Here is a 12249-nt window from a genome sequence, read left to right on the forward strand (position 1 = left end):
AATGCCGGCTGGTCACTACGTAAAAGCCGCTTCTCAGCAGCTCTCTCGACGAGTCCCAAGCACACCCGTTCAAAGCTTAAAGCTCCAAACTCGGTGAACTTGATCCGTGACCGCCAGAGTTCTTTCTCAACCCAACACCTCAAAGGTTCCCCTTCAAAGGTCAGGCCGCAAGGACCCCGCCGCCCACGTTTCTCTTTCTTCCGATTCAATTGTCAAACAGCTAATCCAGCAAACAAGGGTACATAAACCCTCTAACTCAGAGACGCCAAACCACCCAGCCTCTCAGCCGGGCGATCCTTCACCCAATCATTCAGGAGATAACGTCCCGCGTCAGCCGCCTCTTCAGCAGCGCCGCCGTCGATGAACGCCTTATAGAACCACCCCTCCCCCAATGTCAAACCCTTTCTTCAGGGATGAGCTGGAAAGGGCCATTTATATTGATTTTCAATGGCTTATTTATGACAGGCAAAGCGCCAGCGAGAGGGTCGGCGTGCAATTTCGCGGAAAATTTTTTCGAAAAATTTCTTTGCTAGAGGAATGGCAGATTTCCGATGCTGCGGCGCGCAAGCTCGATAGCAACCAGATGCCGGTCTCTTGAGAAAAGCGAGACGCCTCCGGCCTCCATCAGAGCACGAAAAGCGTTCCCTGAGCGTTGCCGTCATTGGAATTGGAAGTCGCGAAGCTTGGCATGGGTGCCTAGCTTCCCCTTCCATCCAACATCAAAATGCGGTTGCGGGGTAAGCAAAGCGCAGCGAGGAACGGCGACCTAGCCCACGCTTCAATTGATCGTCACCAGCTGGACTTTTCCCTCACGTTCCAGAACGTGAATCGCGACCTCCCGGTCGGCGCGGCAGATTTTCACGTCTATTCGCGCACCAGAAATTGCGAGCCCGTGCAAAGTCACCTCATCGAGGAAATCGGGAAGCATCGGGCGCTCGAATATGACATGGCATTGCTGCGGATCGAATCGCAGCCCCAGACATGATTGCAGCAAGGACAAAGGCGCGGCGGCTGCCCAGGCCTGAGGAGTGCAGGCGACCGGATAGAAGGTCGGTCCCTGGCGGCGGCGGCGAGCGAAACCGCAGAACAATTCCGGTAAACGCCTCAAATCGATGTAAATCGACGCTTCGAACAATCCATGAAACAGGCGTGCCACCGCCTGTGTATGACCATAACGGGCGAAGCCCCTGGCAATCAGTGCATTATCATGGGGCCAGACCGAGCCGTTGTGATAACTCATCGGATTATAGCGCGGCTCGGCGTTGGCGATCGTCCGGATGCCCCAGCCTGAGAAAAATTCGCCACGCATGAGATTGGCGATCAGGACCTCCGAACGCTCCGGCCGTGCAAGCCCGGTCAGCAAAACCTGTCCTGCGTTGGAACTTTTGACGCGGCACGGCCGCTTCAAACGATCGAGCGCAATCGCATAAGTACCTATATCATCCTGCCAGAACACATCATCGAATCGACGATAAAGATCGTCAGCCTTGGCGTTTTGAAGCGAGCAGCACTCGCTTTGCCCGAGACGTCCGGCAATCATGGCAGCCGCCCGCCGAGCTCCATAAACATAGGCCTGCACCTCACACAAGGCGATTGGCCCCTCCGCCAACGTGCCGTCGGCATGAAAAATCGAATCGTAACTATCCTTCCAGCCCTGGTTCACGAGACCATCATCGGTCTGCCGATGATATTCCACGAACCCATCGCCATCACGGTCGCCCCAGGAATCGATCCATTCGAGAGCACGCATGATATGCGGCCACAAATGTGTCACCGTCTTGATATCGCCGGTCCTCTCGAAATAAGCACCGGCCAGTAGAACAAAGAGGGGTGTCGAATCGACGCTGCCATAATAACGGCGGAAAGGAACCTCCCCGCACTCCGCCATTTCGCCAAATCGAACCTCATGCAGGATTTTGCCCGGCTCTGCATCTGAAGCAGCATCCTCAACCAAAGCCTGATTGGCAGCGAGATGCAGTAAAACGCCCCTCGCAATGGTGGGATCAAGCCAGAGGGTCTGCATTGCGGTGATGATCCCGTCCCGTCCAAAAACGGCGGAGAACCAGGGAATGCCAGCATAGGGATAGAGGCCCTCAGGAACATTCGTCGCAAGCGTATAGAGATCCGAAATTGCGCGACGCACCGCCTCATTAAAGATTTCATTGGAAGTCGTCACCGCTACTGCCTGGCGCATGGCCGCTCGCGATGCGCGGCGCGAATCGCGCAAGGCGAAAAGAAAGGCATCTCGCGCCTTTCTGGCTGGCAGATCCGCGCAGCTGATTTCCGTGAAGATGATCTGCCGTTCACGGCTCACGAGAGAAAAATCAAAGAAAACGTAATCCGGGCCGATCCGGGTCGGTCGCGGTTCAAAGCGCAGGCGTGTTATACGCCGCACACCATCAAGCCCCAAATAGGAGAGCGTTACGCCGTCGGGCTCGACGCAGGGAAGCTCGAACTTTCCACGCCTGTCTCTCCGCACGCCGCGTACTTCAAACAGATCGGCAAAATCGCAGGAAAAATGCAGAGCCAATTCTACTCTCTGCACCTGCTCATCATAATTACGCACGGAAATTCGCTCGAAACAGGTGCCTTGCCACAGAAATTTCGAACGCCTCAGGTGTAGCAGATCATGACCGATCAGGATGTTTCCATCCTTATTGAAAATATCCGGATTGGCGAGGTCACAATTGAGCGAGGCATTATCATCGCAGATGGTCGAACTGAGCAACATGGGGCGCGCGCCGCCAAGAGTCAACATGAGCTTCGACAGATGACGGGTATCGCGATGGAACAGCCCCTCGGTACCGCCACCCGCGACGGCGATATCGCCATAATGATCAAAAACAGCGAATGTATCGTTATGTTTCAGCGTGCGCGGCTGCAGCTCCTGAAGCGACACCGACGCCGGAATATAGAATTGCGCCGCATGACATTCGTCGCTCGCCAAGACTTCACCGATCATTCTATCGGATAGCGCTGGCATGGCCATACCTTGAAAAGTATTTCCCGCTCATGTGCCCCGTTTACGCACAAGAGCTACATGGTTTCCTGAATGATTTGATCTTCTTCCGGCTTTCCTTTCAGGATCTGATGCCTGAATGGATTCCGTCTTCTGCGCGGTTCACGTGGACGGTCCTCAGCGAGTGACCGTTTCAGCTCCCCTTTCGCATCAAGCAGCGTCTGATAGAGCGCCAGATGATCTTCCGCCATACGGCGCGCCGTAAACCGCCGATCGAAACAATCGCGGACGCCTGAGCGTGGAAGCGCGAGAACCGCGGATAGAATCTGCACAGCAGCCCCAATATCGTCGACGATAAACCCCGATTGTCCGTTATCGATCACTTCCGGAACAGAACCGCGGCGGAAGGCGAGGATCGGAGTGCCGCAAGCCATGGCCTCGATCATCACGAGGCCGAAGGGTTCGGGCCAATCGATTGGAAACAGCAGTGCCGCCGCATTACCGAGAAACTCGGCTTTCTGTCGTTCATTAATCTCGCCGATATATTCGACGTTCGGGTGACGCGCGATCATCGGCGCGATCACCTCATGCCAATAGGCTTCATCCGCCTTATCGATCTTGGCAGCAACCTTCAGATTCATCCCTGAACGGACGGCTATTTCAATCGCGTGTTCCGGCCCCTTTTCGGGGGCGATCCTGCCGAGAAACGCAAGATAATTGCCTTTCGGATAAGGCTGAAACGGCAGAAGCGCGCTAGGAAGGCCATGATGAATTGTCTTGACCCAATTGACGTAGGGCATCGGTCCGCGTTGAGCATCGGAAATTGAAATGAACTGAATGTCCGAAAACAACCGATAAAGCGGCCAAAGATCCGGCATGTCGAGCCGGCCGTGCAAAGTCGTCACCCCATTCAGTCGGGTTTCGTGAATCAAGGGATAATGAAGCAGATCAATGTGGAAGTGGATAATATCGAAATGGTGCGCACAGGAGCGTACCTGCTCAAGCATGCTAATATGATGGGGTATCCAGTCTCTGACATCCGGATTAAGCCGAAGAGCCTTGTCGCAACAGGAAACGAGCCTCGCCGATGTGATGGAATCGCTTGAAGCAAACAATGTTACCTCGTGACCTCTGGCAACGCATTCCTCCGTCAAATAAGAGACGATGCGCTCCGTCCCCCCATAAAATTTTGGCGGCACGCATTCAAAAAGCGGAGCAACCTGCGCGATCCTCATCTTATGCGTTTCCTGTTCTTCTTGCTTATTCCGCGTTCGTTCTCTTCAAACCCCGAATTCTGCTGGACAGGATTCGTCGCGATTTAAAGAAATACCGATTTTCTGCCGCAGGTATCGATGTTGATCGCGGATGACAAAAAAAGCTTTGTATCCACCCCTAGACGAACGAGCCTGGACGAATGAACCCTATTGGAACCGCGCGGCAGAATTCCAACGCATGTCCACCGGCGGCGGCCCCGTTCTCGCTGATGTGAGACCAAGCTTGTTGAAAGATACCCGCCAGGAATCTTTATCGTTCCCGCCCGTTGCCAAACGAACGGGAGACCTCACGATTAGTTCCTCTTTCGAAACAGCAATGTCCCGCCGATGTGAGGCGAAAGGGGTTGCAGAACAGGTCCTGCCCCGAGCAGAGGCCGATGGATCAAACTCATCTCTTTTGTATGCTCTGTAATGGACGCTTGAAACGGCAATGCCGGCTCCGAAAATCCGGCCGCCGGCATTTGAAAGAAGAGGTTTGAATGGTTTGAGCTTGAGGATGGCGACAGATCAACAGCCTTTTTCACTGACGCCTGTCTGCTCAACGACAGGTTCCAGAATATGCTGCAACCCGATGAGGATCGGCTGATCAGCGCCCTTCATGGCTTCTCCGAGCGCATCCTTCCGGCGATGATCCGAAAACCGGTCGAAATTGTCCACGATTTCCGCTGTGAAACGTCCAATCGACATGCCTTTGGCGCAGGCTGCGGCTTCCACTTTACGCGCAAAGGAATAGCCAAGCGACGCGACCGCCGCCTGAGCAACCTTTTCATGCGAACAATTCCGCAGGATTTCCGTTATCGACGACATAATCCCTCCCAAATCGAATGGTGGCGGTTGTCCGACTATTATTCTGAACACTTTATAGCGTGATGAGCTTAATCGACGAACACAAAGATAAAATGACAATTACGGTTTTTACACATGCATTAATTTAAATATTAAACAAAATTATACAACGCAATCCTCGCACATCCCAGGGCATTCGTCCCTTGGACCATTCTCGCATCGAGAGCAATCGCGACCCAACCAAATGTCTTGAAAATACTCAACCTTCTTTGTCGACTATCTCAGGAGCATCGGTGAACACTCTGGTTTTAACTTAAAACCTTTCAGCTCGAGAGAGCTTTGAGAAGCTTTCCGATCCAATCTTTTCGAAGACAAGAAAACACCGCCTATCGCCGTTTTCAGGTGCAAACGCAACGGCACGGCAACGCTCTAGAATACTGGCGTGAATTCTTTGCGAACCACTCCAGTATAATTGAAGTACAACGCTTGTCGGGATGATACTCGTCTAACGTATTTGACGCAGGAGCAAACGCAGATCTTCCGGGTCGGAAAGCTGGTAACGCGCGCTTGTCCTCATGGAAGAGGCACCAATCTTGACGGTCACACCCCCAAAGGCATTGACGACATCAAAACCTTTTTCATCCGTAAGATCATCGCCGAAGAAGACCGGTTTTCGGCCCATGAAAGGGGAAACGGCAAGGAAAGCTTTAATCGCGGTTCCCTTATCGAACAAATCTGGCTTCAATTCGACGACCATCTTCCCTTCCTGTAGCGCCAACCCATACTTTGACCCAATTACAGAGAGTTCAACGCGTACGATCTCGGAAAGTTCCGGACATTTACGAAAATGCACGGCCAGCGTCATCCCCTTATCCTCAAGGAAGAGCGAGGGAAACCGCGCGGCGAAACCCTCTACCTCCGGCCGTGCCTTTCTTATATTCTCATCCGAGACCAAAATTTCGATCGTATCGGAACGGCGTAACTGTGCGCCGTGCATTCCTGCGGCCGGCAGAGTGAGAGGAAAGAAAATCCGATCGAGATCCTCAATCTTGCGTCCGCTGACAAGCGCCACCGCGCCACTCGCGCATTGGGCCAGATGAATCAAATCCGTTTTCAAGGTTTCGCCGGCAATGACATCGCCAGGTTCAGGCTTGATATCGAGCAACGTTCCATCAACGTCGAAGAAAAAGGCATTCCTGCCGTGCGCCAGCAATCCTTCCAAAAACTCAGGGGTCGAATGCGTCGGTTCGTTGATTGCGAACGGTTCAAGCATCGGCGAAACCCGCGATTGCGCAACGGCAGAAAACGTTAGATTCCAAAAGTGTAATTATTAGGGCAGAATGCACAAATCCTTGACCGATTGCGACACGACGACGGATCAATTTCTCGGCGGCTCTCTGTCTCTGCGACAACCACGCAAAGGACACCGTTCCGGAACCGATGCGATCTTGCTCGCCGCCGCCCCCCCTCCTGATTTTTCAGGTCATGCTCTTGACCTTGGCGCAGGCGTTGGCGCCGCCGGTTTGGCTTTAGCCTTAAAGCGACCAGCACTCACCATCGGCCTCGTCGAGATCGATGAAGCAGCGGCCCAACTTGCAGCCGAAAATTTACGAACCAACCGGATCGATGATCGTGGAATGGTCCATCATGCCGATCTGCTCTCGCTATCGTCCCGCAGGGGAGCCAATCTCCTGAACGGAGCTGCGGATCTCGTCATCACCAATCCACCTTATTATGATCCGGCGCGATCACGCATGCCGGAAAATGCCGCGCGGCGGCAAGCCGCGATGATGGAAGAGAGCGGGCCTCGCCCATTGGAACGGTGGATCGTGGCGAGCCTCTCCCTTCTTGCACCCCACGGTCTATTTTTCATGATCCATCGACCGGAAATGCTCGCCACGATCCTCGGCGCTTGCTCAGGACGCGCGGGCGCCATCACCATTCTCCCTGTGCATTCCGGCGCAAACTCTTACGCGAAAAGAATCCTCATCCGGGCTCGAAAGGGTAGCCGCGCCCCTTTTTCCATAGCTCCCCCGCTCATCCTCCAAAATGAGGGACATTTCACCGAGATTGCGGATGCCATTCATCGCGGTGAAGCCTTCATCCCCTGGCCATGACGCTGGCCCGAGAGGATGGAGATATGGGAAGATGACCTGCTGACACGATAGGTGTCGCGAGATGATTTGATGCCTATCAGGTCGGGGGATCAGAGCTATCCAAGCTGCTAGGGTTAGACGCTCGCGACTTAGCGTGCGACCTGGCGTGCGCCTGGTGCCCAAACTCCGCTTACCCAAGTGCTACTTACGCAAGCTCCACTTGCCCAAGCCCCACTCGCCATTGTAGGAGCCAACAACTCTCTTTTTCAGCCGTCATACGGCATGGGAAACAACATTTCAGTCTGCTGGTGCACAAATGCAGTCCTCGACCGTTTCCACTCTTTCTCCAGAATCCGAAGGGGACAGGCTCCCGTCGCTTGATCCGACCCGTTCCTTTCAAGGTTTGATCCTGACCCTGCAGCATTTCTGGTCGAGCCAGGGCTGTGTGATCCTGCAACCCTACGATATGGAAGTTGGCGCGGGTACCTTCCATCCGGCGACGACGCTGCGATCTCTCGGTCCGAAACCATGGAAGGCCGCCTATGTGCAGCCTTGCCGCCGGCCGAAAGATGGTCGCTACGGCGAAAACCCAAACCGCCTGCAGCATTATTATCAATTTCAGGTCATTCTGAAGCCATCACCGCCCGATTTGCAGGCTCTCTATCTGCAATCCCTGCAGGCAATCGGCATCGACACGCTCCTTCATGATGTCCGCTTCGTCGAGGATGATTGGGAAAGCCCGACGCTCGGCGCCTGGGGGCTTGGTTGGGAATGTTGGTGCGACGGCATGGAAGTCTCGCAATTTACTTATTTCCAGCAGGTCGCGGGCGTTGAATGTGCTCCCGTCTCGGGCGAATTGACCTATGGGCTCGAAAGGCTCGCCTGCTATCTGCAGAATGTCGATCGTATCATGGATCTGAATTACAATGGCCGGGAGGGAGAGGAGAAGGTCACCTATGGTGACATTTTCCTGCAAGCGGAGCAGGAATATTCACGATACAATTTCGAGAGTTCCAATCCAGATCTGCTCTTTCAACATTTCAAGGATGCCGAAACGACCTGTCGTCTGCTTCTGATCGAGGCCGAGAAAACCGGCAAGAGCCTCGTGCTGCCAGCCTACGATCAATGTATCAAAGCATCCCACATTTTTAATCTCCTCGATGCACGAGGAGTCATTTCCGTCACAGAACGCCAAAGCTATATTCTTCGCGTCCGCGATCTCGCCAAAGCCTGTGGAGCCGCTTGGCTCAAGACGGCCGGCGGCGGAGGCACTGCCTGAAAGCATAGCACATATCCCGACAGACGGGCCCTAATGGATCGCATGTATGAGTAGCGCTCGCCTTCACGGCGAGCCCATCAGATTTTTCCGGGAGGCGGTGAACTCTTTCCGGATGGATGTGGTGATTGTTCCATAAAACATCCCGCACACATCAAGATCATTCGAGATTCCGGATGATTCTAACGAAATGCCTTGAATGTGATAATGGTGCATGTATCGACAATGCCGTCGATGCCATGCAGATGTTCGCCAATAAAACGGCCGATATCCACGTCCTCCCCTACATAGAATTTTGCCAGAATGTCGTAGCTCCCGGCAGTCGAATAGATTTCCGATGCGATTTCCGCTTGGGCCAAAGCATTTGCAACATCATAAGTGCGGCCCAGCGCGCATTTGATTTCAACGAAGAATGTCTGCATCAACAGCTCATTTCAACTATAAAGCCTCACAAGAGGGTCGATCGGAAAGTCCGATTATCGTGAGCAAGATCGACACGGATTTGATCGGTGCTCCTCGGCAAGATTGATATTCTGCGCAGATCGAAGACGTCCAGATATATTCTGATAGAAGCCGATCAGTACATAAAGCGAGACGAAGAGATCTTTATCAGAAGATGTCCCATTTGATCTGCCAGTTTCCCTAAGAGACCACGTCCCGCAGAACAATTTCAGCAAAGCTGATACCGCTCAGGTCATGTGGCCCTTGACCGCTTCGATCAATTGTTTCAGCGAAAACGGTTTCGGCAGGAAACCAAAATCCTCCCCCTCGGGCAGGTTCTTGGCGAAGGCTTCTTCCGCATAACCGGATACGAAAATCACTTTCGCCTTGATACCGCGTTTACGCAATTCACCAAACATGGTCGGGCCGTCCATTTCCGGCATGACAACATCGGAGACGACGAGATCAATCGAGTCGGCGTTCTCTTCGGCGACATCGAGCGCCTCAAGACCCGAACTCGCCTGCAGGACGGTATAGCCTCGCGATGTCAGGGCGCGCGCGCCGAAAGCCCTGACGGCTTCCTCATCCTCAACAAGCAGAATGGTTCCACGGCCTGTCAGATCCGGAGCCGGTTTGCGTGTTTCGATCGTTGGTGCGTCGCTGCGCTCTTCTTCCTTGTAGCGTGGAAGCAGAATGGAGAATGTCGTACCGCTACCAATGGTACTGTCGCAAAAAACCGTTCCACCCGTCTGTTTGACGATGCCATAGACCATGGCAAGGCCAAGGCCCGTGCCTTTGCCGACTTCCTTCGTCGTGAAGAAGGGTTCGAAGATCTTATCCTTCACATCATCAGGAATGCCATGTCCATTGTCCTCGACCTCGATCAGGACATATTCACCCGGCCGCAGGGATTGTTCACTGAAGGCTACACAATCCTGCGGCTCGATATTGCGTGTACGGAGACTGATCCGGCCGCCTTCCGGCATGGCGTCACGGGCATTGACGACGAGATTGACGATAACCTGTTCGAATTGATTGAGATCCGCCTTGACCAGCCAGAGATCGCGTCCGTGGCGCAGATCAAGATCGATCTTTTCCCCGACCAGGCGACGCAGCAGCATATGCAGATCGGACAGCACGTCACCGAGTTGGATAACCTGCGGCCGCAAAGTCTGGCGGCGGGAAAAAGCCAACAATTGACGCACCAGACCCGCCGCCCGATTGGCGTTCTGCTTGATTTGCATAATATCCTGAAACGAAGGATCGGTCGGACGCTGATTGGCGAGCAGAAGATCGGAATAGCCAATAATGGCAGTCAGAACATTGTTGAAATCATGCGCGACACCGCCGGCTAGCTGGCCGATCGCCTGCATCTTCTGGGATTGCGCGAAATTATTCTGCAATGTGCGCAATTCCGTCGTATCCAGCGCGTAGATGGTGGCCCCGCCCTCCCCTGCGTCGAAACCCGCCACGAAAAGCCTGGCCGAACGCTCACCTGGGCCGGACAACGTCACATCAAGCGGAGCTGTGTCCCCCTTCCCTTCCCGCGCCGCGTGGATCGCGTCATCAAGCAGAGACCGGTCCCGTTCGACGATGGCCGATTGTACCGTGCGCGCTTCTCCGCGATCGTCGCGCTTTAAAGCCTCCGGCATGAAACGGGCAAAGGCTGCGTTGGAGCGCAAGATTCGCCCCTCGTGGTCTACGATCGCGATGGCAATGGGAGTCGTGTCGAAGACCCGTGCGTAACGGATCTCTCCCTTGTCAGGCAAAGGGACCTTTGCGAGCTCTGGCTCGCGTTTCAGTACCAGCGTCCACGATCCGATGGACGCTCCTCCATTATCGAATTCCACTCGCCGCAACAAAATGACGGGCAGTACCTGCCCGTCTTCCCGTTTCAGTTCGGACTCAAATCGATCCTCCCGCGCTTCGCCGTCAGCCCCGTGGAGATCATTGAGGAGGAACAGCGATGCGTCTTTCGGAGAGAAAAGCGATGCGGCATCCTCAGCAGACGGTCGCGCCTCATTCCCGTCCAGCATCGACGATAGCTGCTGCCGGGACTGGTGATTCCTGCCGAGCCAGCCTGCCATGGCGGCATTCATGCCAATGATTTTCCCACTGCGGTCACAAGCGAAAAAGCCTGCGGGAATATGATCAGCAAAGGTATCGCCCCTAAGAATGTCTCTGCCGATATCATCCCGGTTCTCACGTTCCTTAGTGAGATCGGAGAAAACCCACAGGTTAAGAAGAGCGTCATCGCCTCGGCCAGCCGGCGCCCGTCCCATCGGATGCAAAGCGATTCGATACCATCGACCGGGTTCCTCCCCGTCCCTTGAAGCGACACGCACATCCTCGGAACCTTTGCCATTCAGACGTGCTATCTGGGCCAATCGGTAAAGAGTTTGTGCGACCTCCGGATGCTTTGAGAAAAGGCGATCAGGGTCGCATAGCCCATTTGCCGCGCGGGCCAACGCCAGATAGGCAGCATTGGCAAAAAGGATCTTTCCGTGCTGATCCGCTATTGCGAGCCCATCGGGATAATTCTCAAAGAGGAAATCTCGCCAATTCTGAGTGCCCGCGACCTCTCGATCAAAGTGCAGGAAGCCGGCGGCATAGGCGTATGTCGCCAAGATGCCGAGCACTGCAAGAAGGATGAGGCAGGCCTCTGCAAGCATGGCCGCATGCTCGCGAGGAAGGAGAAGCAATGCGAAGACCGCAGCGAGAATTCCGGTGAGTAAAATCAGAATGGTTCGCCCATTTCCGAACCGATCGACGATCACTGGCGTTCTTAGATCGTCCATGAAAATATCACCTCGTCTCGAGACACATGAATCGCTTGCAGATTCGACCCTTGTGCGAGCAATTAACCGAAATTTACCAAGGATCTCTTATCAGCGGCGATATCAAGCCGGTCTCGCATGGCACATGCTTCTAAACACGGAAGAATTTCCACCTTTCAACCATCATGGCCGCAAAAGGTTGGTGATCAATTTTCGGACGTCACCAATTCCAAGATTAAATGATAGTTTCCTGACGCGAGGCTTGCCTATTCTCAACCAAGGCGATCGTACCGAGAGAGGAATCCATGGAATTACGCCTGCTTCGTAAAAGCGAGACCTCCGCATTTGCCCTCGCTCTTCTCGCTTTTTGCCTGCTCGCATCCGAAGCTTTTCTCGACGCCTGGCATCCAGCCTATGGCGAGGTCCAGACTCTGCCACGGACCATGCGACGCCCGCAGGCCAATGGATCCGCTCCAAGTTCCTCGATCCCGGTGGATGTCTATCGCCGCCAAATCTACCATAATTCGGGGACAGCCGGCCGGATGGGGCTTGGCGCCAGCCCTTTTCATCCCGAGGGTCCCGGAAATGTCGTGACTCCGGGCTGGTGATCAGGCACCGTCTTTTTGTGATTGTGCTCTAG

The 12249-nt window shown here is 54.3% G+C and carries 11 protein-coding genes; 5 read left to right on the forward strand and 6 right to left on the reverse strand.

From position 1 onward, the window contains the following. Positions 1–391: 391 nt before the first annotated feature. Complete coding sequence (locus tag DL88_RS14550; RefSeq protein WP_034997483.1) at positions 392–598, forward strand: hypothetical protein; 207 nt, start codon at positions 392–394, stop codon at positions 596–598. A 180-nt stretch (positions 599–778) separates the two neighbouring features. Here DL88_RS14550 and DL88_RS14555 read toward each other — a convergent pair whose 3' ends face one another. From DL88_RS14555 to otsB, 4 genes are all read right to left on the reverse strand, one after another. After that, the gene (locus tag DL88_RS14555) at positions 779–2962 is read right to left on the reverse strand and encodes an amylo-alpha-1,6-glucosidase (RefSeq protein ID WP_051956016.1); all 2184 of its coding nucleotides are present in this window, start codon (positions 2960–2962) and stop codon (positions 779–781) included. A 74-nt stretch (positions 2963–3036) separates the two neighbouring features. After that, complete coding sequence (locus DL88_RS14560; RefSeq protein WP_051956003.1) at positions 3037–4194, reverse strand: glycosyltransferase family 4 protein; 1158 nt, start codon at positions 4192–4194, stop codon at positions 3037–3039. A gap of 546 nt (positions 4195–4740) precedes the next feature. After that, positions 4741–5040 carry a hypothetical protein gene (locus DL88_RS14565; protein ID WP_051956004.1) on the reverse strand — a complete coding sequence of 100 codons (300 nt, stop codon included), beginning with the start codon at positions 5038–5040 and terminating at the stop codon, positions 4741–4743. 484 nt (positions 5041–5524) lie between these two features. Further along, on the reverse strand, positions 5525–6184 hold the full coding sequence (otsB, locus tag DL88_RS14570; RefSeq protein WP_245270866.1) for a trehalose-phosphatase: 660 nt from the start codon (positions 6182–6184) through the stop codon (positions 5525–5527). Here otsB and DL88_RS20850 point away from each other — a divergent pair. From DL88_RS20850 to DL88_RS14580, 3 genes are all read left to right on the forward strand, one after another. Then, a complete protein-coding gene (locus tag DL88_RS20850; protein WP_245270868.1) occupies positions 6116–6331 on the forward strand; it encodes a hypothetical protein in 216 nt (71 codons plus the stop codon). The two genes, otsB and DL88_RS20850, sit on opposite strands and share 69 nt — an antisense overlap. Positions 6332–6359: 28 nt before the next feature. After that, complete coding sequence (locus DL88_RS14575; protein ID WP_051956006.1) at positions 6360–7136, forward strand: tRNA1(Val) (adenine(37)-N6)-methyltransferase; 777 nt, start codon at positions 6360–6362, stop codon at positions 7134–7136. Between the two features lie 295 nt (positions 7137–7431). After that, positions 7432–8394, forward strand: a complete 963-nt coding sequence (locus DL88_RS14580; protein WP_034997488.1) for a glycine--tRNA ligase subunit alpha — start codon at positions 7432–7434, stop codon at positions 8392–8394. A gap of 179 nt (positions 8395–8573) precedes the next feature. Here DL88_RS14580 and DL88_RS14585 read toward each other — a convergent pair whose 3' ends face one another. Together DL88_RS14585 and DL88_RS14590 are read right to left on the reverse strand one after the other, a co-directional pair. Then, positions 8574–8813 (reverse strand): Lrp/AsnC ligand binding domain-containing protein, encoded by a 240-nt coding sequence (locus DL88_RS14585; RefSeq protein ID WP_034997492.1) that lies wholly within the window; start codon positions 8811–8813, stop codon positions 8574–8576. A gap of 267 nt (positions 8814–9080) precedes the next feature. Further along, positions 9081–11630 carry an ATP-binding protein gene (locus DL88_RS14590; protein ID WP_051956007.1) on the reverse strand — a complete coding sequence of 850 codons (2550 nt, stop codon included), beginning with the start codon at positions 11628–11630 and terminating at the stop codon, positions 9081–9083. A 284-nt stretch (positions 11631–11914) separates the two neighbouring features. Here DL88_RS14590 and DL88_RS14595 point away from each other — a divergent pair, with 284 nt between their 5' ends. After that, positions 11915–12217 (forward strand): hypothetical protein, encoded by a 303-nt coding sequence (locus DL88_RS14595; protein ID WP_034997496.1) that lies wholly within the window; start codon positions 11915–11917, stop codon positions 12215–12217. Positions 12218–12249: the final 32 nt, after the last annotated feature.

Origin of the sequence: Beijerinckia mobilis, from assembly GCF_000745425.1 — a bacterium.
GTDB classification, from domain to species: Bacteria; Pseudomonadota; Alphaproteobacteria; order Rhizobiales; family Beijerinckiaceae; genus Beijerinckia; species Beijerinckia mobilis.